Below are 20,531 nucleotides of genomic sequence, written 5' to 3'. Positions count from 1 at the left end.
GGCACTCGGGAAACAGTTCGTCACGCGAGCGCCTTCGCTTTGTCATCGTCGGTTCACGGCGACGTCACGCGTTCTCCATAGTCTTGCGGTCAGTCCGGTGCGCGGTGCCTTCATGGCGCCTTTTTTTTGTCGCGCCGGTATTCACGACCCCAACGACAGACCACCGGCTGAACCGATGCGCCCGACCACACCCATGCACGCCTCGCGCTTTTCGCGTTGGCTCCTCCCCATTGCCACGACCGTCGTGCTTGCCGCCTGTGGTGGCGGCGGCGGTGGCGGCGCTTCCTTCCCGCTCATCAACGTGCCGCCCGCTGGTGGTGGTAATCCCCCGGCGCCCGGCGTCAATCAAGGCAAGAGCGGCCCCAAGGCGCTCGTCGTCGAGATCGACGGCCTCACGCACGCCGCCCTGCGCGATGCGATGGCGCAGAACAAGGTGCCGGCATTGCAATCGCTGCGCGTGGCACCGGCATGGACCGGCGGCGCCAACGGCACGCCGAGCGAACAACGCACCATCGACGGCCCGGGCTGGGCCACGCTGCTGACGGGCACCTGGGTGCCGCGCCACGGCGTACGCTGGGACACGGCCGACCAGCGCATCGATGCCAAGCTCGCGCCTTCGGTCTTCGCGCTCGCCAAGCAGAACAAGGCAGCCGGCTACAAGACCGCATCCGTCACGGCCAACGCGCTCTATCCGCAGCTGCTGGCCAACGAGAGCGGCACCGTCGACAGTGCCGTCGATTGCGCGGGTGCCGATGCCTGCGTGACCCAGCGCGCCGCGCAATTCATCGATGCCGGCTACGACCTGACGGTCGTGCAGTACGGCGCACCGGCCGCGGCCGCCGGCAACGGCCTGAAGAGCGACGCCTACCAGCGCGCGATTTCCGACACGTCGGCCGCGGTCGGCCAGCTGCTCGCGCGCATCGCACAGCGCACGGCCAACGATGCGAAGGAAGACTGGCTCGTCATCTTCACCACGGGCCACGGCCTGGACGCCTTCGGCACCGCTTCCGGCCTGCAGGCCATCGACAACAAGACCATCTTCATCGCCAGCAACAAGACGCTGGCCGCGCTGCCCGGCGTGGGCACGGCCGCGCCGGTGGACACCGCGCTGCTGCAGCTCGCCGCGGCGACCGACATCGCACCGACCGTGCTGCGTCACCTCGGCGCCCTGCCGGCCCCGGAGGCCTACAACTTCAACGGGCAGGCGCTGCAGGCCGCCACATCGTTGCGCAATCTCTCCGCCAAGGCGGGCGCGGACAAGAACAGCATCGAACTCTCGTGGGCGCTCGCGGGCGCCGCGACCGCGCCGGTGCAGGTGTTGCGCGACGGCAAGCTGGTGGTCACGCTGCCGGCGGGCTCGACCGCCTACGCCGACCCGATCGTGGCTGCTGCAGACGGGCTCTACACCTACCAGTACACCGTCGTCGCCGGCGAAGCCAGCGTCGCGCTCGCCGCACAGCTGGCTTACGTGAAGCCCGCGACGCTCGCGCCCACGCTGGCGAACGGCCTCGTCAACTACTACCCGCTGGACACGCTGCCGGCCGTGGACCTGAAGAATGCCTCCACCCTCGCGCCCTGGGCGGCCGATGCCAACGGCGGCACGGTGGTCGACGACGGCTTCAAGATTCCCTACAAGGTCAAGGCGCTGCGTGTGGACAGCGCGGTGAAGAACGCGAGCGGCACGGCCGGCTACCGCCTGCTGCAGACCAACGACGTCGCCACCAACCCCGCCGTCACCGCCTACACCATCGGCTTCTGGCTGCGTACCGACGCAACCTGCAGCGTGGGCGCGGGCGACGGCGCCTCGGTGATCGCCAACAAGAACTACGACAGCGGCAGCAACGCCGGCCTGGCGATCGGCCTGTTCGGCAGCTGCGAACTGCGCTTCAACGTGGGCAAGGGCGGTGGCCGCGCAGACAGCAACGGCTACGGCCTGAGCGCCGGCCAGTGGGCCTACGTGGCGGTGGTGATCGACAAGGCCAACCTGAAGATGACCGCTTACCTGTTCGACGCAGCACGCGCGATGCAGACCGGCAGCGCCACCCTCAACGCCGACATCGTGGCCCAGCTCGGCGGCCTGAAGAACGGTCTGAGCCTCAACGAGGACGGCACCGGCCAGTACTACAAGCGCTGGACCAGTTCGCCGCGCGGCGCGCTGGACTTCAACGAGTTCGCCATCTGGAACCGTGCGCTCACCACCGACGAGCTGACAAGCATCTTCAAGTCGGGCCAGCCGCTGATGCTGCTGCTGCCCTGACCGTCTCCCCAATCCCCCTGAAAACAAATCGCCTCGAGAGGATCTCAATCATGCGAATTCCATTCCTTGCCACGCGCTTCGTGCCCGTGCTGTCCACGCTGATCGTGGCCTGCGTCCTGTCCGCCTGCGGTGGCGGCAGCGGCGGTGGCGGCTTCGCCGGCCTGCCCGGCGCAGGCACGCCGCCCACCACCCCGCCCGTGACGACCCCGCCCGAAACCGGTGTCGCTCCCGTGAAGAGCTGCGCGCCCTGAAAGAGACCCACGCCATGAACCAGAACGACAAGCCCACGAACTCGCGCCGCAAATTCCTGACGGGCACCGCCACCACTGGCGCTGCCGCGCTCGCGCTCTCGGCCTTTCCGCCCGCCATTCGCCGCGCGCTCGCCATTCCGGCCAACAACAAGACCGGCACCATCCAGGACGTCGAGCACATCGTGATCCTGATGCAGGAGAACCGCTCGTTCGACCATTACTTCGGCACGCTGATGGGTGTGCGCGGCTTCGGTGATCGCTTCACCATTCCGCTGCCCAAGGGCCTGAACGTGTGGCAGCAGAGCGATGCCACCGGCAAGCCGATCCTGCCCTACCACCTGGACAGCCGCAAAGGCAATGCGCAGCGCGTGAGCGGCACGCCGCACTCCTGGAGCGACGGCCAGAACGCCTGGGACGGCGGACGCACCTACCAGTGGCCGCGCTACAAGACCAACGCGGCCATGGGCTACTACAAGGAAGCCGAGGTGGCCTTCCAGTTCGCGCTGGCCAACGCGTTCACGCTGTGCGACGACTACCACTGCAGCATGCACACGGGCACCAACTCGAACCGCATGTTCCTTTGGGCCGGCACCAACGGCCCCGGCGGCCAACTGGGCAGCGGGGTGGCGGGCGTGGCCACAGTCAACAACGAGTGGGACTCCATCGACAGCTCGGCCACCGGCTACGAATGGAAGACCTACCCCGAGCGCCTGCAGGAAGCCAAGGTCAGCTGGATCGTCTATCAGAACATGCCGGAGAACTTCGGCGACAACCCGCTCGCGGGCTTCAAGCAATACCGCCTGGCCAACGAGGCCTCGGGCAAGCCGGTGAGCAATGACGCGGCCTCGCCGGTGTACGACCCCGCGAGCGACGATGCGGGCAATCCGCTCTACAAGGGCATCGCCAACACCATGGGCGACGGCGGTTTCCTCGAACAGTTCCGCCAGGACATCAAGAACGGCAAGCTGCCGCAGGTGTCGTGGATCGTCGCGCCCGCCACCTACTCCGAGCACCCCGGCCCGTCGAGCCCGGTGCAGGGCGGCTGGTACATCCAGGAAACGCTGGACGCGCTCACCGCCGTGCCCGACGTGTGGAGCAAGACCGTGCTGCTCATCAACTTCGACGAGAACGACGGCTACTTCGACCACTACCCGTCGCCGGCCGCGCCCTCGATCAACCCCGACGGCTCGACGGCCGGCAAGACCACGCTGCCCGAGGCCGACCTCGCGGTGGAGCGCTTCAACCACCCGAAGCCGCCGGGCACCACCGGCCAACCGGCGCCTGACGGCCGCGTGTATGGCCCCGGCGTGCGCGTGCCGATGTACATCGTCTCGCCGTGGAGCCGCGGCGGCTGGGTCAATTCGCAGGCCTTCGACCACACCTCGGTGATCCGTTTCATCGAGACGCGCTTCGGCGTGAAGGAGCCGAACATCTCGCCGTTCCGGCGCGCGGTGTGCGGCGACCTCACCAGCGCCTTCAACTTCGTCACGCCCAACACCGAGGCACTGCCCACGCTCGCCGGCCGCACGACCCGCACCGATGCCGACAAGACGCGCAGCAACCAGGAGGCCCTGGCACAGGTGCCGCTGCCGCTCGATCCGCAGTTGCCGCGCCAGGCTACCGGCACGCGCCCCTCGCGCGCGCTGCCCTATGAACTGCATGTGAGCGCGCGCGCCGATTCGGTCAGCGGCAAGATCCAGCTGCTGTTCAAGAACAGCGGCAAGGCCGCGGCCGTGTTCCACGTCTACGACAAGCTCAACCTCGACCGCCTGCCGCGCCGCTACATGGTGGAACCCGGCAAGTCGCTGGACGACGCCTGGAGCCCGATGACCGACAACAGCGGCTTCTACGACCTGTGGGTGCTCGGGCCGAATGGCTTTCACCGCTATTTCAAGGGCGACCTCAACGCGCTGCGCACGAGCGGCGCGAATCCCGAGGTGCGCGTCTGCTATGACATTGCCAACGGCAACGTCTACCTGGAGATGCTCAACGCCGGCACGAACGCCGCCAAGTTCACGGTGCGTGCCAAGGCTTATCGCAACGACGGCCCCTGGGGTGCCACCGTCGCCGGCGGCGCCAAGGCCGAGCAACTGTGGGTGCTGGCGAGCAGCGGCCAGTGGTACGACTTCGCGGTCACCTGCGATGCCGACCCGGCCTACTACCGCCGCTTCGCCGGCCGCGTGGAAAACGGCAAGCACACGGTGAGCGATCCCGCCATGGGCCTGGCCGATCTGTGAGCGCTGCACCCGACCACAGACCCATGAATTCACGCCGCAAATTCCTCACCGGTACCGCCACCACCGGTGCCGCCGCCCTCGCGCTCTCGGCCTTTCCGCCGAGCATCCGACGTGCCCTGGCCATTCCGGCCAACAACAAGACCGGCACGATCATGGACGTCGAGCACGTCGTGATCCTGATGCAGGAGAACCGTTCGTTCGACCACTACTTCGGCACGCTCAAGGGCGTGCGCGGCTTCGGTGACCGCTTCACCATTCCGCTGCCCAAGGGGCTGAACGTATGGCAGCAGAGCGATGCCTCGGGCAAGCCGATCCTGCCGTACCACTTCGACAGCCGCAAAGGCAACGCCCAGCGCGACGGCGGCACGCCCCACGACTGGAACGACAGCCAGAACGCGTGGGACAACGGCCGCATGTACCAGTGGCCGCGCTACAAGACCAACAAGGCGATGGGCTACCACAAGGAGGCCGAGGTCCCCTTCCAGTACGCCCTGGCCAATGCCTTCACGATCTGCGATGCGTACCACTGCGGGATGCACACCGGCACGGATGCGAACCGGTCCTTCCACCTCACCGGCACCAACGGACCGACCGCGCAGAACGTGGCGTTCGTGCGCAACGAGTGGGACTGGATCGAGGGCAAGCCCGCGTCGGCGAACACCGGCTACACATGGAAGACGTATGCCGAACGCCTCGAGGACGCGGGCGTCAAGTGGATCAGCTACCAGAACATGCCCGACGAATGGGGCGACAACATGCTGGGCGCGTTCCAGCAGTTTCGCCAGGCCAACCTCGCCTCCGGCTTTCCGGTGTGCAGCGGCGGCGCGCCGAACCAGCCCTACGCGGACACCGGCCAGCCGCTGCCGTACCACGCCTACGACGCGGCCTCGGACAACGCGAAGAACCCGCTCTACAAGGGCGTGGCCAACACGCTGCCGGGCACGCGCCCCGAGGAGTACCTGGACGCCTTCAAGCGCGACATCCGCGAAGGCAAGCTGCCGCAGGTCTCGTGGATGAACGCACCGTCGATCTACTGCGAGCACCCCGGCCCCTCCAGCCCCGTTCAAGGCGCGTGGTTCCTGCAGGAAGTGCTGGACGCGCTCACCGCCGTGCCCGAGGTGTGGAGCAAGACCGTGCTGCTCATCAACTTCGACGAGAACGACGGCTACTTCGACCACGTGCCCTCGCCCTCGGCCCCTTCGCCCAACGGCGACGGCACCTACGCCGGCAAGACCACGCTGCCCGATGCGGACCTGGGCGCCGAGTACTTCACGCACCCGGCACCGGCAGGCAGCGGCAGCCAGCCCAAGCCCGACGGCCGTGTCTACGGCCCGGGTCCGCGCGTGCCGATGTACGTGATCTCGCCGTGGAGCCGCGGTGGCTGGGTCAGCTCGCAGGCCTTCGACCACACCTCGGTGATCCGTTTCATCGAGACGCGCTTCGGCGTGAAGGAGCCGAACATCTCGCCGTTCCGGCGTGCGGTGTGCGGCGACCTCACCAGCGCCTTCAACTTCGTCACGCCGAACACCGAGGCGCTGCCCACGCTCACAGGGCGCACGACGAAGGCCGATGCCGACAAGCTGCGCAACGACCAGCAAGCGTTGCCGCAGGTGCCGCTGCCGCTCGACCCGCAACTGCCGCGCCAGTTCACCGGCACACGGCCTTCGCGCGCGCTGCCTTATGAACTGCATGTGAGCGCCAAGGCCGACACGATCGGCGGCAAGGTTCAGTTGCTGTTCTCGAACACCGGCAAGGCGGCCGCGGTGTTCCACGTCTACGACAAGCTGAACCTGGATCGCCTGCCGCGCCGCTACATGGTGGAGCCCGGCAAGACGCTGGACGACGCATGGGCCGTGATGACCGACAACACCGGTTTCTACGACCTCTGGGTGCTCGGTCCGAATGGCTTTCACCGCCACTTCAAGGGCGACCTCAATCGCCTTCGCGCGGGCGATGTTGCGGTGCCTGAGGTGCGCGTGTGCTACGACATCGCCAACGGCAATGTCTACCTGAGCATGCGCAACGACGGCAAGAACCCTTGTACGTTCACCGTGCGTGCGAAGGCCTACCGCGACGATGGCCCGTGGACTGCGACGGTCAACGGCGGTGCCACCATCGATCAGCACTGGGAGCTCGCCGCGAGTGGCCAGTGGTACGACTTCGCGGTGACGTGCGATGCCGATGCCGGCTACTACCGCCGCTTCGCGGGCCGCGTGGAAACCGGCAAGCACACGGTGAGCGATCCGGCGATGGGCTTGGCCGATCTCTGAGCGTTCTCGCCTCGTGGGCGAGGTGAAAAAAAAGAAGCGCGTGCAACGCGCGCTTACACCTCGCTCCCTCTGGTTCATGCCGATGTCATCGGCGCTTTCTAGCCTCGAGTGCAGCGGCCTCCACGACGTCCGTGGAGTGCCCGCTCAACACTCCAAGAGGATCTCCCCCCGATGCGACTTCTTTCTTACTCCGTCCGGCTGGCACCCGCGTTGATCGTGGCCTGCATGCTCTCCGCCTGCGGTGGCGGCAGCGATGGTGGCGGTGGCTTCTTCGGCGGCCTGCCCGGCGCCGGAACGCCTCCCACCACCCCGCCCGTCACACCACCGCCCGACACCGGCGTCAAGCCCGAGATGCGTTGCGCGCCCTGAAGATTGCGTTAAAAAACCAGAACAACACCACCATGACCTCACGCCGCAAATTCCTCACGGGCACCGCCACCACCGGTGCCGCCGCCCTCGCGCTCTCGGCCTTTCCGCCGAGCATCCGCCGCGCCCTTGCCATTCCGGCCAACAACAAGACCGGCACGATCATGGACGTCGAGCACGTCGTGATCCTGATGCAGGAGAACCGCTCGTTCGACCACTACTTCGGCACGCTCAAGGGCGTGCGCGGCTTTGGCGATCGCATGACCATTCCGCTGCCCAACGGCCTGGCCGTGTGGCAGCAACTCGACGACACCGGCAAGCAAGTGGTGCCCTACCACCTCGATGCGACCAAGGGCAACGCGCAGCGCGTGAGCAGCACGCCGCACACCTGGGTCGACTCGCACAACGCGTGGGACGGCGGCCGCCTCTACCAGTGGCCGCGGTACAAGAAGGTGAGCAACAAGGCGCCCTTCACGCAGTCGATGGGCTACCTGTCGGAGGCCGAGTTGCCGTTCCAGTTTGCGTTGGCCAATGCCTTCACCATCTGCGATGACTACCACTGCGCGATGCACACCGGTACGCACGCCAACCGCTCGTTCCACTGGACCGGCACCAATGGCCCCAACAGTTCAGCCGGCGGCAACCAGGCCTACGTGAACAACGTCAACCCGTGGAGCTCCACCGGTCCCTCGACCGAAGGCTACGAGTGGAAGACCTATGCGGAGCGCCTGCAGGAAGCCAACGTCAGCTGGATCGTCTACCAGAACATTCCGAACAACTACGGCTGCAATCCGCTCCTGGGCTTCAAGCCGTACCGCAAGGCGAACGAGGCTTCGGCCAAGCCGGTGAGCACCTCGCTGCCGCAGGGCGCGTCGCCCGCCTACGCGCCTGGCGACGATGCGGGCAACCCGCTCTACAAGGGCACGGCCAACACGCTGCCGGTGGCCGACCAGGCAGCCTTCGATGCGGGCGCGATCTTCGATGCATTCCGCGCCGACGTGAAGGCCGGCCGCCTGCCGCAGGTGTCATGGGTCATTCCGCCGGACGTGTACTCCGAGCACCCCGGCCCGTCGAGCCCCGTGCAGGGCGCCTGGTACATCCAGGAAGTGCTGGACGCGCTGACCGCGGTGCCCGAGGTGTGGAGCAAGACGGTTTTCATCGTCAACTTCGACGAGAACGACGGCTACTTCGACCACGTGCCCTCGGCCTCCGCGCCCTCGCCGATTCCCTCGGCCGACCCGGGCGTGAAAACCTTCGCGGGCAAGACCACGCTGTCGGACGCGGACCTGAGCTACGAGTACTTCAACCATCCCAAGCCGCCGGGCATGACCGCCTCGCAGCCCACGCCCGACGGCAACGTCTACGGCCCCGGCATGCGCGTGCCGATGTACATCCTCTCGCCGTGGAGCCGCGGTGGCTGGGTCAACTCGCAGACCTTCGACCACACCTCGGTGCTGCGTTTCCTGGAAGCGCGTTTCGGCGTGAAGGAAACCAACATCAGCCCGTTCCGCCGCGCAGTGAACGGCGACCTCACGAGCGCCTTCAACTTCGCCACGCCGAACGGAGAAGCGCTGCCCACGCTCGCAGGCCGGCGCAGCAAGGCCGAGGCCGACCAGGTGCGCGCCGCGCAGGATGCGCTGCCGCAGGTCACGCCGCCGGGTGACGGCAAGCTGCCCGTGCAGGCCACGGGCACGCGGCCGTCGCGCGCGCTGCCTTACGAACTGCATGCGAGTGCCAAAGTCGACACGGTCGGTGGCAAGGTGCAGTTGCTGTTCTCGAACACGGGCAAGGCCGCCGCCGTGTTCCATGTCTACGACAAGCTCAACCTCGACCGCCTGCCGCGCCGCTACATGGTCGAAGCAGGCAAGTCGCTCGACGACGCCTGGGCCGCGGCTGCCGACAACGCCAGCAAGTACGACCTGTGGGTGCTTGGGCCGAACGGTTTCCATCGCCACTTCCAGGGCGACCTCGCCACCGTGCGCGCGAGCGGTGCGGCGATTCCCGAGGTGCGCGTGTGCTACGACATCGTCAATGGAAACGTCTACCTGAGCATGCGCAACGACGGCAAGGCGGCCTGCAAGTTCACCATGCGCGCCAAGGCCTATCGCGACGACGGCCCGTGGACCGCGACGGTCAACGGCGGCGCTACCGTCGACCAGCACTGGGAGCTCTCGGCAAGCGGCCAGTGGTACGACTTCGCGGTCACCTGCGATGCCGACCCGGCTTACTACCGCCGATTTGCCGGCCGCGTGGAAACGGGCAAGCACACGGTGAGCGATCCCGCGATGGGCATGCCCGACCTCTGAGTCTCGCGGCCCCCGCAGCAATGCAACCGGATGGGCGCGATGCCCATCCGGTTGTCTCGTCACGCTCTCGCCCCTCACCAATCTTCAGGGCCAGACTATGGTGAACTCACGCCGCAAATTCCTCACAGCCACAGCCAGCACCACCAAATGACAAACGACGCAGCATTGAAGGAACGGCAGATCCACTGGCAAAAGTGGGTTGACGACCATGTGGCTGATGGTGTTATGGACAAAGCGGGGAAGGAATATGCTTGGCAAGAAGACCGATTGGCTTTGGCTGCAACCGCCATGGACCGCAATAGCACCGTCGGTTCCGCACTTGACATGGCCATATCAGCAGGCCGCCATCATGGTTATCGAGCCTATGCAGATCAGCGTCCGCCAGATACCGAGGCGTTTCAGCGCTTGTTCGCCATCACCATGCGTGGGCTCCTCCTGACCAGGGTCTGGTGGAGGCATGAAAGCATCGATGAGAACTTTGGAACCGATGCTGAAAAATCCCATATGTGGCTCTGGTCCCTCGCCACTGTCAGTGGTGCGCAGAAATGCTCTGCCTGGCTCGGACGCTGGCTCTACAACATGTTTGAAGCAGGCACGATCGACAGCCTGCCCGGGGACCCCGAGTTCACCGGTTTCTATAGGGTATTGGCTCGAGCCTTCGAGAAGCGGATGTGGCCCACGCCCGATGAATTGCCCGAGGGGCTGGGCATGTACCGCCCGTTGTTCGACCATGTAGACGACCCTGGTGCCTTCGCACAAGCGGTGATGGCGCATTGCGACGAATCCATTGCGCGCGGTGTGGGGGGCAGGCCGGAGACCGAATGCGGCTACATCTATGAGTACACACCATGGGACCTGTTTGCTGTCGATCTGTGGATGTTCAAAACTCTGCGCGAACAGATCTCCGGCCATTCGGTTTCGTTGGACGTGGATCACCCCTGGCTGACTTCTCCAATGAGCCAACTGCCCAATGTCACGGATGACATCGACAACGACGTGACGCGGCGCCTGTGCGAAGCGGGCAAGCATTGGTTCGGCAAGGACTGGGATCCTTGGCCGGAGATTCCGCTATATGGGTCGTTCGAGGGCGAAAAGTAAAGGGCAAATTCCAATTTGCGACGAACTCGGGCGCAGAGGACGAGTAGTCCGATGTAAAGGAAGCCATTGAGCGGCACCGTCATGCCTTTCAGCCACGCGCAAAATGCCGGCATGCTGATCCTCCAACATGCCGACATCCTCGTCACCATGGACGCCGCCCGGCGCGAAATCGCCGACGGCGCCGTGGTGACCGACGGCCCCGCGGTAGCGTGGGCCGGCCCCACCGCCGAGCTGCCCACCGCCTACCTCGATGCCCTGCGCAACGGCCAGGCCGAGGCCATCGACATGCAGGGCCACGTCGTGATGCCTGGCCTGGTCAACACGCACCACCACATGTATCAGAGCCTCACGCGCGCCGTGCCCGAGGCGCAGGACGCGGAGCTCTTCGGCTGGCTCACGAACCTGTATCTGCTGTGGGCGCGCATCACGCCCGAGATGATCCGCGTCTCGACGCAGACCGCGATGGCCGAGCTGATGCTCTCTGGCTGCACCACGACCAGCGACCATCTCTACCTCTTCCCCAACGGCTCGAAGCTCGACGATTCGATCGAGGCGGCCGATGCGATGGGCATGCGCTTTCATGCCGCGCGCGGCAGCATGAGCGTGGGCCGCAGCGCTGGCGGCCTGCCGCCTGACGAGGTGGTGGAAACCGAGGAGGCGATCCTGCGCGACAGCGAGCGCCTCATTGGCCGCTGGCACGACGCCTCGCGCCATTCGATGCGCCGCATCGTGCTTGCGCCCTGCTCGCCGTTCTCGGTCTCGCGCGACCTGATGCGGCTGTCGGCCGAACTCGCGCGCGAGCGCGGCGTGTCGCTGCACACGCACCTGGCCGAGAACGACAACGATGTTGCCTACTCGCGCGAGAAGTTCGGCATGACACCCGCCGAATACGCCGAGGACCTGGGCTGGGTCGGCCGCGATGTGTGGCACGCGCACTGCGTGAAGCTCGACGAAGCCGGGATCGCGCTCTTCGGGCGCACCGGCACGGGCGTGGCGCATTGCCCGTGCTCGAACATGCGCCTGGCCTCGGGCATCGCGCCCATCGGGGCGATGCGGCGCGCGGGTGTGTCCGTGGGCCTGGGCGTGGATGGCAGCGCATCGAACGACGGCGCGCACATGCTGGGCGAAGCGCGGCAGGCCATGCTGCTGCAGCGCGTGGGTTACGGCCCCGCGGCGATGACGGCGCGCGAGGCGCTGGAGATCGCGACGCTCGGCGGTGCGCGCGTGCTGGGGCGCGACGACATCGGCGCGATCGAACCGGGGATGTCGGCGGACGTCGTGGCCTTCGACATGCGCGGCGTGGCGCATGCAGGCGCGTGGCATGACCCGGTGGCGGCGCTGGTGTTCTGCACGCCGGGGGAAGTTTCGTTGAGCGTGATCAACGGCGAGGTCCGCATTCGCGAGGGGCGCTTCACGGGACTGGAATTGACGCCGTTGCTTGCACTGCACCGCTCGCTCGCGCGCACCTTGTACGAGCGAGCACAACACCCGCACACCGCCTGACCAAGGGGCCGCGCCCTGCCGAGCGCCGGACCTCAGCGCCGCATGGTGTCGAGCTGCGTGACGGGCGCGCTGTCGTTGCCCCACGAGCCGCGGATGTAGGTGAGCACGGCCGCCACTTCCGCGGCATCGAGCACCTGCCCGAACGGCGGCATGCCGTAGGGGCGCGGATTGCCCGCCGTCGATGGCAGGAACCCGCCATGCGACACCACCTGGATGAGGTTCGTCGGCGGCGACATGTTCACCGCACGGTTGCCCGCGAGCGGCGGATAAGCGCCGCTCGCGCCCTGGCCCTGGTCGCCATGGCAGTAGGCGCAGCGCTGGTCGTAGATCTTGCCGCCGCGCGCCATCGTGCCGGCATCGCGGCGGATGGGCGTTGGCGAGCGTGCGGGTTCGTCGGACTTGGGAACCTCGGGCAAGTCTTTCAGGTAGCCCGCCATGGCCGTGAGGTCCGCCTCGCTCAGGTGCTGCGTGCTGCGGAACACCACGTCGGCCATCGGCCCCATCACCGAACCGCCCGGCGCGGTGCCGGTCTTGAGCAGCGCCACCACGTCGGCCGTGGGCCATCCGGCCACGCCGGCCTGGTGCTTGTCGGTGAGCGATGGCGCATACCAGTTCTCCACCGCGATGCGTCCGCCCGAGAGGCCAAGCTTGGTCTCGGTCGCGCCGAGCGAATTGCGTGCGCCGTGGCACGCGATGCAATGGCCGAGCCCGTCGACGAGGTAGGCACCGCGGTTCCATTCGGCCGGCTTGCCCGCATTGGCCACGAAGGGCTCGGGCTTGAACGAGAGTGCGCGCCACACCGCCAGCGCGGCCTGCGTGTCGTAGGGAAAGCGCAGCCGGTGCGCCAGGTTTGGCGCCGGCGCGGGCGCCGCGGTGCGGAGGTACGCGTAGATGGCGTCCGAGTCCTCGCGCGTCACCTTGGTGAAGTTGGGGTATGGAAACGCCGGGTAGAGCAGGCGCCCATCCTTGCTGCGGCCGTTGTGCATCGCGCGCCAGAAATGCGCGCTGCTCCAGCCGCCGATGCCGGTCTTGGCATCGGACGTGAGGTTGCTCGAATAGATAGTGCCGAAGGGCGTCTCGATCGGCAGGCCGCCCGCATAGGGCTGGCCGCCGCGCGTGGTGTGGCAGCCCGCGCAGTTGCCGGCCAGCGCGAGGTAGCGGCCGCGCTCGATCTGCTGCGGCGTGGCCTCGAAGGCCTTGGCTTGTTCGGGCAGCGGGTCTTCGCCGCGCAGGTTCATCGCCACGAGCGCGCCGGCGAACACGGCCGCCAGCACGATCAGGGTCAGGAGGGTCCAGCCGAGGTGTCGCAGTTTCATCGGCGGCTCACTTCGGCATGCCGCCGCAGGCGACAGGCAGTGGTGCGGGCAACGAAGCTGCGGGCTTGGTGTTCGCCGGCATCGGCTGCACGGCCAGCCAGCCCGCAACGGCGTTGATGTCGGCTGTGGTCATGCGGCGGCCGACCTCGGCCATGCAGTCGGGCGCCATCGCATGCCGCTCGCTCGTGAGCCACGCACCAAGCTGCGAAGACACATAGAGCCGAGGCAGCCCGAGCAACCCCGGGATCGCCGGCTGCACGCCGGTGAGCGCGGCGCCGTGGCATTGCACGCAGGCCGGAATGCCGCGCGCCGCATCGCCTTCGAGCGCGAGCTTGCGGCCGCGCTGCAGTTGCTCGGGCGTGGCGTCGCTGTTGGGGGAGATCGGCGGGTACGGCAGGTCGAGCCCCGCGAAGTACTCGGCCATCTCGCGCAGGTAGGCGTCCGAGAGGTGCTGCACCATGTACGCCATGTCCGCGTTGAAGCGGCGGCCGTCGCGAAAGCTCACGAGCTGGTTGAAGAGGTAGCCCGCGGGCTTGCCGGCCAGCCGCGGAAAGAAGCCCGCGTTGGCGGTCGCGCCTTCGCGGCCGTGGCAGGCGATGCAGGCGGCCACGCGCTGCTCGATGGTGTCGGGCACGGTGGCCGGCGGCGCGGCGCTCGCAAGCCCCTGCACGAGGAACAGCAACGCGAGCGCGAAGGAGCGGAGACCGGCCGTCATGTGCCGGCCACGAAGCGCGCCAATGTGATCAGGCCCGCGACCAGCAACAGCACCACGAACAGCGCGACGCCGATCAGCGGCAGGATGCCGACCTGCGCGGTCCGCTTGTCGGCATCGGCGCGGCGCCCGCCCAGCCCGATGAAACTCCAGAGAACGGCGCGCAGCGCGCGCATGAGATTGGACATGCACCGACTGTGCCCCAGAAAGCACGGAAAAAACAGATGCAGATTCGGCCCGATTCACCGGTGCAGATAAAGTTCGTGCGAATGACGAGCACCCGGAAATGAAACAACGAGCCCCTGTGCGATGAAGCGTTATGAAGCCCTGGCCGCCGACATCGAGGCCTCGATCCGCAACGGCACGCTGAGGACCGGCGACCGCCTGCCCTCGGTGCGCCACACGGGCCAGAGCCGCGGTGTCAGCGCCTCGACGGTGTTCCAGGCCTACTACCTGCTCGAAGCGCGCGGCCTCGTGCGCGCACGTGACCGCTCGGGCTACTACGTCACGGGCGGGGGCCTGCGCGATGCGCCGCCCGAATCCACCCTCACCTCACGCCCCGCGGAGGGGCCGATGTCGCTCGATGTGAGCGACCGCGTGTTCGACATCCTCGAAGCCAGCATGTCGCGCCAGGTCGTGCCCTTCGGCTCGGCGTTTCCGAGCCCGCTGCTCTTTCCGCTCGCGCGGCTGGGCCAGTTCATGGCCGCGAGCGCCAAGTCGCTCGACCCGTGGAGCACGGTGGACGACCTCACACCGGGCAGCGCGGCGCTGCGGCGGCAGATCGCGCTGCGTTACCTCGCGGACGGCATGCAGGTGCCGGCCGAGGAAATCGTCATCACCAACGGCGCGCTCGAGGCGCTCAACCTGTGCCTTGCTGCGGTCACGCGGCCGGGCGACGCGGTGATCGTGGAGTCGCCCACCTTCTACGCCGCGCTGCAGGCGCTGGAGCGCATGGGCCTGAAGGCCATCGAAGTGCCGACGCATCCGGGCGAAGGCATCGACCTCGACGCGCTCGAGCAGGCCATCGCCGCGCACCGGCCCAAGGCCTGCTGGCTCATGACGACCTTCCAGAATCCGCTCGGCAGCCTGATGCCCGATGCGAAGAAGAAGGCACTGGTGGATCTGCTCGCGCGCCACGAACTGCCGCTGATCGAGGACGACGTGTACGCCGAGCTCTACTTCGGCGACCGCAAGCCCGTGCCGGCCAAGGCCTTCGACACAGAGGGGCTGGTGCTGCATTGCTCGTCGTTCTCGAAGTGCCTCGCGCCGGGCTACCGCATCGGCTGGACTTCGGCGGGGCGCTTTGCGCGCAAGGTGGCGCGGCAGAAGCTCACTTCCACGCTCAGCACCTCGGCGCCCGCGCAGCTTGCGCTCGCGGCGTACCTGGAGAAAGGCGGTCTCGACAAGCACCTGCGCAGGCTCCGCCAGACGCTCGCGATGCAGCAGGCGACCTTCACGCAGGCGGTGGGGCATTACTTTCCCGAGGGCACGCGGGCCACGCGACCTCTGGGCGGCTATTTCCTGTGGGTCGAACTGCCGGTGCAGGTGGATGCGCTCGACATCCATCGCAAGGCGCTCGCGCTCGGCATCAGCGTCGCGCCGGGTCCGATCTTTTCAGCGACGCGCGCCTTCACGCATTGCCTGCGCCTGAACTACGGCCACGCGTGGAATGCGCAGAGCGAAAAAGCTATGCGGACACTGGGTCGCCTGGTGGCCGAAGCCGCAGGCGGTACAGCCTGAACAGCAGGAACGACGCGATGGCGAGGTTCAACAGGTTCCAGCCGATGCCGTTCAGGAAGGCCGCGTGGTAGCTGCCGGTCAGGTCGAACACCTTGCCCGACATCCACCCGCCCAGCGCCATGCCGAACAGCGAGAACATCAGCACCGTGCCCACGCGCGCGCCGGCTTCCTTCGGCGGAAAGTGCTCGCGCACGATGATCGCGTAGGCTGGCACGAGGCCGCCCTGGAAAAGCCCGAACAGCGCCGAGATCACATAGAGCGACACCAGTCCGTCGAACGGCAGGAACAACAGCAGCGCGATGCACTGCAGCACCCCGCCCAGCAGCAGCGTGCGCAGGCCTCCGATGCGATCGCAGATCGCGCCCGACACCAGCCGGCTCACCACGCCGAAGCCCAGCATCAGCGACAGCATCATCGCGCCCTGCGTGGGCCCGTAGCCGAGGTCGCCGCAATAGGCCACGATGTGCACCTGCGGCATGGCCATCGCCACGCAGCAGGCCACGGCAGCGACGCACAGCAATGCTTGGGCTGTGCCCATGCCGAGGCCGAAGGGCCGAGTCATGTCGCGCTGCGGCAAGGTACTCGATGCGTTGCCGACCGGCGCGGCAGCCACTGCCGGTGGCCGCGCGCGGAAGAAGAGCGCGAGCAGCGCCATCGCGACGCCGCAGAAGATGCCCATGCCGATGTAGGTCTGGCGCCAGCCGACCGTCTCGATGAAGTGCTGCGCGATGGGCGGCCAGATGGCGCCGGCGACATAGTTGCCGCTCGCGCACACCGCCACCGCGATGCCGCGCCGCTTGATGAACCAGAGCGACGTGTCGGCCACCAGCGGTGCGAAGGCGGCCGAGCTGCCGAGCAGGCCGACCAGCACGGCCTGCGCGATGGTGAACGACACGATGCCGCCCGACAGCCCCGTGGCGATGTAGCCCGCGGCGAGGAAGACCGAGCCCATCAGCAGCGGCCACATCACGCCGAAACGGTCGGCCAGCTTGCCCATGAGCACGCCGCCGAAACCGAAGCCGAGCATCAGCCAGGTGTAGGGAAGCGAGGCATCGGCACGGTCGATGCCGAACTCGGCCTGCACCGCGGGCAGCATCACCGACACCACGTACATGCCGCTGCTGCCGACCGTCATGATCAGAAGCGTGAGGGCCAGGCGCAGCATGGCGTAGGGCGAATCGGGCTGGTGGGTGGGGCTTGTCTCCGCGCTTGTCATTTTTCTTCGTTCTTTCTGTTCGACTTGATCGCTAGGATCGTCGCTTCGAGGTGGCCGGATGCACATCGTGCACCACCTGCCCTGCAGTGAGCGTGTTGATCGTCTCGCCCGGAATGTCCATGAGGATGCGGCTGCGCTCCGCCGCCAGCGACACGGTGAGGTGCTGCACCGGCTGCGCGTCGAGGTCGTGCAAGAGGCGCACGAACTTGAGCAGCGGCGCGCCGGTCTCGACGTTCAGCAACCGCGCGCGCCCCGGCTCGGCCACCTCGGCCGTGATCTCCTGCACCACGCGGCCGAACTTCACGCCCTGCGCGAGCAGGATCTCGTAGAGCGCGTGCTTGCGCAGTGCCGCGGCCGACACGCGCTTGCCCAGGTGCGCGGGCACCCAGGCGTCGGTCAGCATCACCGGCGTGCCGTCGATGCTGCGCAGGCGCAGCGCATGCACCGCCTTCTCGCCAGGCTCCAGGTGCAATGCCGCGGCCACATCGGCCGGTGCCACGGCCTGCGCCACCTCGAGCACCTCGACATCGGTTTCCAGCGCGGTCTTGCGCAGCCCGTCGACCAGGCCGAGGCTGGGTCGCGCACGCGCTTTCGGCAGGTCGGCGCGAACGAAGGTGCCCAGGCCGTGCCGGCGTTCCACCAGCCCGAGCGCGGCCAGGTCGGCCAGCGCGCGTCGCACGGTGATGCGCGAGACGCCGAAACGCTCGCACAGCGCCTCTTCCTTCGGCAGTGCGCCGGAGGCATACACGCCGCGGGTGATCTCGTCGCGCAGTACGGTGAACAGCTGCCGGTGCAGCGAGGTGCCGGGGGCGCGATCGAGCGAGGGGGCGGATGCGGGAGGACGTGCCATGGCAATGAGGGTTGGGCGCCGAGCATAGCAAGGCTCCCGGACGGCGGCCGGCCTGCTGCTTGCGGTTTTCGGCAAGTTGTATTTAGAATATAAACACATAAACTCAAATCGACCTGCTCGAGGCTCTCCCACCATGACTTCTTCTTCCACGCTTCGCCAGCTTCTCGATGCGCCCGGCATGGTGATCGCCCCCGGCGCCTACGACGCCATCGGCGCGCGCCTGATCGAGCAGGCCGGCTTCGCCGCCGTCTATATGACCGGCGCCGGCACCTCGGCCGCGCGCGGCTTCCCCGATTTCGGCCTGCTCACGATGAGCGAGATGGTCGACAACGCGGCCGTGATGGCACGCTCGACAAACATTCCACTCATCGCCGACGCCGACACCGGCTACGGCAACGAGCTCAACGTGACGCGTACCGTGCGCGAGTACGAGGCGCGCGGCGTCGCCGCGATCCACATCGAGGACCAGATCTCGCCCAAGCGCTGCGGCCACCTCGACGGCAAGGAGGTCGTCCCGCGCGAGGAGTTCGTCTCGAAGATCCGCGCCGCGGTGGAAGCGCGGCGCTCGAGGGACTTCGTGGTCATCGCCCGCACGGATGCGCGTGCCATGCTCGGCCTGGACGAAGCCATCGACCGCGCGAACGCCGCGCTGGAGGCCGGTGCGGACATCGCCTTCGTCGAAGCCACGCAGACCGTCGAGGAGGCGGCCGCGGTGCCGCGTCGCGTGAAAGGTCCTTGCCTGCTCAACGTGGTGCCGGGCGGGCGCACGCCGGTGTTCGACCTGCGCGAGGCCGAGACCATGGGCTACCGGCTCGCGATCCTCCCGGGCCTGATGCTCAAGGCCGCCATCGAGGCCGGCGATGCGGCGCTCGCCGAGTTGAAGGCCACCTTCCGCGCGCCGAACGTGAACGCCACGGTGGCGCAGACCTTCCGCCGCTTCGGCGCCGACGAGTGGGATACGCTGCGCACACGCTTCAACGCCGGCGCGACGATGGAGCAGCGCTGACATGCCGCGCACCCTCTTCGACAAGCTCTGGGATGCCCACGTGGTGCGCGAGCTCGGCGACGGCTGGGCGCTGCTGCACATCGACCGCCACCTGCTGCACGATCTCTCCGGGCCCCCGGCGCTGGCCGAAGTCGCCGCGCGCGGCCTGCCGCTGCACGATGCGAACCTGGTCTTCGCCACGCCCGATCACGCGGCCTCGAGCCAGCCCGGCCGCACGCCCGGCACCTTTCCGCTCGGCGGCCGTCTGCATGGCGCGCTCAGCAAGCTCAGTGCCGCGGCCGGCGTTCGCTTCTACGACCTGGGCCAGCCGGGCCAGGGCATCGTGCACGTGATGGGGCCCGAGCTGGGCATCGTGCTGCCCGGGCTCACGGTGATCTGCGGCGACAGCCACACCTGCACCAACGGCGGCCTCGGTGCGCTGGCCTTCGGCGTCGGCTCGTCCGAGAGCACGCACGCGCTGGCCACGCAGACGCTGCGCCAGCAGAAACCCGCGCGCATGCGCATCCGTTGCGACGGCGTGCTCGGCGCGGGCGTCACCGCCAAGGACCTCGCGCTGCACATCATCGGCAAGCTCGGTGCCGCGGCCGGCGTGGGCCATGCGGTCGAATTCGCGGGCGAGGCCGTGCGCGCGCTCGACGTCGAGGCGCGGCTCACGCTGTGCAACCTCACGGTGGAACTGGGCGCGCGCTTCGGGCTGATCGCGCCGGACCAGCGCACGCTCGACTGGGTGCGCGACCGTCCCTTCGCGCCGACGGGCCAGGCCTTCGAGGCCGCAGCCGCGTACTGGCTCACCTTGCCCTCCGACGAAGACGCGGTCTTCGATCGCGAGGAGGTCATCGATGCCGCAGCCATCGCGCCCACCGTGACCTGGGGCACCAGCCCCGAGGATGCCATCGCCATCGACGCCGCCGTGCCCGACCCGGCCGCCGCGCCGGACGACACCACCCGCGCCGCCATCGAGGCCGCGCTCGACTACATGGGCCTCGCGCCGCGCGCCGCCATCGCAGGCACACCGGTCGACTGGGTCTTCATCGGCTCGTGCGCCAACTCCCGCCTGCCCGACCTGCGCGCCGCCGCCGAAGTGGCGCGAGGGCGGCATGTGGCCGCAGGCGTCACCGCATGGGTCGTGCCCGGCTCCGAGAACGTCAAGCGCGCCGCGGAAGCCGAAGGGCTGCGCGAGGTGTTCGAGGCTGCGGGCTTCCAGTGGCGCGAGCCCGGCTGCAGCATGTGCGTGGCCGCCAACGGCGAGCAGGTGCCGCCGCAGGCGCGCTGCGTGTCCACCTCCAACCGCAACTTCGTCGGCAGGCAGGGGCCCGGCGCACGCACGCACCTCGCGAGTCCCGCGATGGCCGCCGCCGCCGCCGTCACCGGCCGCATCACCGACGTGAGGACGCTCGCATGAC

General features: G+C 68.0%; 16 protein-coding genes. 11 read left to right on the top strand and 5 right to left on the bottom strand.

Features of this window, described 5'->3' with window-relative positions; genetic code table 11:
* Positions 1 to 175: 175 nt before the first annotated feature.
* The 8 genes from ACSFA7_RS27175 to ACSFA7_RS27140 all read left to right on the top strand — a co-directional run bounded on the left by ACSFA7_RS27175 (position 176) and on the right by ACSFA7_RS27140 (position 12,288).
* The gene (locus ACSFA7_RS27175; protein WP_435502235.1) at positions 176 to 2,257 is read left to right on the top strand and encodes a LamG-like jellyroll fold domain-containing protein; all 2,082 of its coding nucleotides are present in this window, start codon (positions 176 to 178) and stop codon (positions 2,255 to 2,257) included.
* A gap of 50 nt (positions 2,258 to 2,307) precedes the next feature.
* Positions 2,308 to 2,508: a hypothetical protein gene (locus ACSFA7_RS27170; RefSeq protein WP_435502234.1), complete on the top strand. Its 201-nt coding sequence runs from the start codon at positions 2,308 to 2,310 to the stop codon at positions 2,506 to 2,508.
* A 14-nt stretch (positions 2,509 to 2,522) separates the two neighbouring features.
* A complete protein-coding gene (locus ACSFA7_RS27165; protein WP_435502233.1) occupies positions 2,523 to 4,745 on the top strand; it encodes a phosphocholine-specific phospholipase C in 2,223 nt (740 codons plus the stop codon).
* 23 nt (positions 4,746 to 4,768) lie between these two features.
* On the top strand, positions 4,769 to 7,015 hold the full coding sequence (locus ACSFA7_RS27160; protein ID WP_435502232.1) for a phosphocholine-specific phospholipase C: 2,247 nt from the start codon (positions 4,769 to 4,771) through the stop codon (positions 7,013 to 7,015).
* Positions 7,016 to 7,186: 171 nt separating this feature from the next.
* A complete protein-coding gene (locus tag ACSFA7_RS27155; RefSeq protein WP_435502231.1) occupies positions 7,187 to 7,384 on the top strand; it encodes a hypothetical protein in 198 nt (65 codons plus the stop codon).
* 32 nt (positions 7,385 to 7,416) lie between these two features.
* Positions 7,417 to 9,687, top strand: a complete 2,271-nt coding sequence (locus ACSFA7_RS27150; RefSeq protein WP_435502230.1) for a phosphocholine-specific phospholipase C — start codon at positions 7,417 to 7,419, stop codon at positions 9,685 to 9,687.
* Positions 9,688 to 9,834: 147 nt separating this feature from the next.
* Positions 9,835 to 10,785 (top strand): hypothetical protein, encoded by a 951-nt coding sequence (locus ACSFA7_RS27145; RefSeq protein WP_435502229.1) that lies wholly within the window; start codon positions 9,835 to 9,837, stop codon positions 10,783 to 10,785.
* Positions 10,786 to 10,896: 111 nt separating this feature from the next.
* A complete protein-coding gene (locus ACSFA7_RS27140) occupies positions 10,897 to 12,288 on the top strand; it encodes an 8-oxoguanine deaminase (RefSeq protein WP_435502228.1) in 1,392 nt (463 codons plus the stop codon).
* 32 nt (positions 12,289 to 12,320) lie between these two features.
* Here ACSFA7_RS27140 and ACSFA7_RS27135 read toward each other — a convergent pair whose 3' ends face one another.
* From ACSFA7_RS27135 to ACSFA7_RS27125, 3 genes are read right to left on the bottom strand one after another with little or no spacing between them, the layout of a single operon-like run.
* A complete protein-coding gene (locus ACSFA7_RS27135) occupies positions 12,321 to 13,604 on the bottom strand; it encodes a c-type cytochrome (RefSeq protein WP_435502227.1) in 1,284 nt (427 codons plus the stop codon).
* A 7-nt stretch (positions 13,605 to 13,611) separates the two neighbouring features.
* A complete protein-coding gene (locus tag ACSFA7_RS27130; RefSeq protein WP_435502226.1) occupies positions 13,612 to 14,319 on the bottom strand; it encodes a c-type cytochrome in 708 nt (235 codons plus the stop codon).
* Entirely contained in the window at positions 14,316 to 14,504 is a 189-nt protein-coding gene (locus tag ACSFA7_RS27125) for a DUF2970 domain-containing protein (protein ID WP_306880231.1), read from the bottom strand. Before ACSFA7_RS27125 ends, ACSFA7_RS27130 begins: the two co-directional genes overlap by 4 nt.
* A 121-nt stretch (positions 14,505 to 14,625) precedes the next feature.
* On the opposite strand from ACSFA7_RS27125, the gene ACSFA7_RS27120 reads away from it, so the two are divergent.
* Positions 14,626 to 16,056, top strand: coding sequence for an aminotransferase-like domain-containing protein (locus tag ACSFA7_RS27120; protein WP_435502225.1), 1,431 nt, complete (start codon positions 14,626 to 14,628; stop codon positions 16,054 to 16,056).
* Here the strand turns inward: ACSFA7_RS27120 and ACSFA7_RS27115 are convergent.
* Together ACSFA7_RS27115 and ACSFA7_RS27110 are read right to left on the bottom strand one after the other, a co-directional pair.
* The gene (locus tag ACSFA7_RS27115; RefSeq protein ID WP_435502224.1) at positions 16,004 to 17,272 is read right to left on the bottom strand and encodes an MFS transporter; all 1,269 of its coding nucleotides are present in this window, start codon (positions 17,270 to 17,272) and stop codon (positions 16,004 to 16,006) included. The genes ACSFA7_RS27120 and ACSFA7_RS27115 overlap by 53 nt on opposite strands.
* A gap of 31 nt (positions 17,273 to 17,303) precedes the next feature.
* Positions 17,304 to 18,122, bottom strand: a complete 819-nt coding sequence (locus ACSFA7_RS27110) for a GntR family transcriptional regulator (protein WP_435502223.1) — start codon at positions 18,120 to 18,122, stop codon at positions 17,304 to 17,306.
* A 133-nt stretch (positions 18,123 to 18,255) separates the two neighbouring features.
* Here ACSFA7_RS27110 and ACSFA7_RS27105 point away from each other — a divergent pair, with 133 nt between their 5' ends.
* Together ACSFA7_RS27105 and leuC are read left to right on the top strand one after the other, a co-directional pair.
* On the top strand, positions 18,256 to 19,128 hold the full coding sequence (locus ACSFA7_RS27105; RefSeq protein WP_435502222.1) for an isocitrate lyase/PEP mutase family protein: 873 nt from the start codon (positions 18,256 to 18,258) through the stop codon (positions 19,126 to 19,128).
* 1 nt (position 19,129) lies between these two features.
* Positions 19,130 to 20,530 (top strand): 3-isopropylmalate dehydratase large subunit, encoded by a 1,401-nt coding sequence (gene leuC, locus ACSFA7_RS27100; RefSeq protein WP_435502221.1) that lies wholly within the window; start codon positions 19,130 to 19,132, stop codon positions 20,528 to 20,530.
* Position 20,531: the final 1 nt, after the last annotated feature.

Source organism: Variovorax trehalosi (genome assembly GCF_051216415.1).
GTDB lineage: Bacteria > Pseudomonadota > Gammaproteobacteria > Burkholderiales > Burkholderiaceae_C > Variovorax.
This window is presented reverse-complemented; position numbering and strand designations above follow the sequence as displayed.

Coding starts and splice junctions, on each gene's coding strand:
- ACSFA7_RS27110 (WP_435502223.1), bottom strand. CDS start 18,122: ATGGCACGTCCTCCCGCATCCGCCCCCTCGCTCGATCGCGCCCCCGGC.
- leuC (WP_435502221.1), top strand. CDS start 19,130: ATGCCGCGCACCCTCTTCGACAAGCTCTGGGATGCCCACGTGGTGCGC.
- ACSFA7_RS27135 (WP_435502227.1), bottom strand. CDS start 13,604: ATGAAACTGCGACACCTCGGCTGGACCCTCCTGACCCTGATCGTGCTG.
- ACSFA7_RS27130 (WP_435502226.1), bottom strand. CDS start 14,319: ATGACGGCCGGTCTCCGCTCCTTCGCGCTCGCGTTGCTGTTCCTCGTG.
- ACSFA7_RS27155 (WP_435502231.1), top strand. CDS start 7,187: ATGCGACTTCTTTCTTACTCCGTCCGGCTGGCACCCGCGTTGATCGTG.
- ACSFA7_RS27120 (WP_435502225.1), top strand. CDS start 14,626: ATGAAGCGTTATGAAGCCCTGGCCGCCGACATCGAGGCCTCGATCCGC.
- ACSFA7_RS27105 (WP_435502222.1), top strand. CDS start 18,256: ATGACTTCTTCTTCCACGCTTCGCCAGCTTCTCGATGCGCCCGGCATG.
- ACSFA7_RS27115 (WP_435502224.1), bottom strand. CDS start 17,272: ATGACAAGCGCGGAGACAAGCCCCACCCACCAGCCCGATTCGCCCTAC.
- ACSFA7_RS27145 (WP_435502229.1), top strand. CDS start 9,835: ATGACAAACGACGCAGCATTGAAGGAACGGCAGATCCACTGGCAAAAG.
- ACSFA7_RS27165 (WP_435502233.1), top strand. CDS start 2,523: ATGAACCAGAACGACAAGCCCACGAACTCGCGCCGCAAATTCCTGACG.
- ACSFA7_RS27175 (WP_435502235.1), top strand. CDS start 176: ATGCGCCCGACCACACCCATGCACGCCTCGCGCTTTTCGCGTTGGCTC.
- ACSFA7_RS27170 (WP_435502234.1), top strand. CDS start 2,308: ATGCGAATTCCATTCCTTGCCACGCGCTTCGTGCCCGTGCTGTCCACG.
- ACSFA7_RS27125 (WP_306880231.1), bottom strand. CDS start 14,504: ATGTCCAATCTCATGCGCGCGCTGCGCGCCGTTCTCTGGAGTTTCATC.
- ACSFA7_RS27150 (WP_435502230.1), top strand. CDS start 7,417: ATGACCTCACGCCGCAAATTCCTCACGGGCACCGCCACCACCGGTGCC.
- ACSFA7_RS27160 (WP_435502232.1), top strand. CDS start 4,769: ATGAATTCACGCCGCAAATTCCTCACCGGTACCGCCACCACCGGTGCC.
- ACSFA7_RS27140 (WP_435502228.1), top strand. CDS start 10,897: ATGCTGATCCTCCAACATGCCGACATCCTCGTCACCATGGACGCCGCC.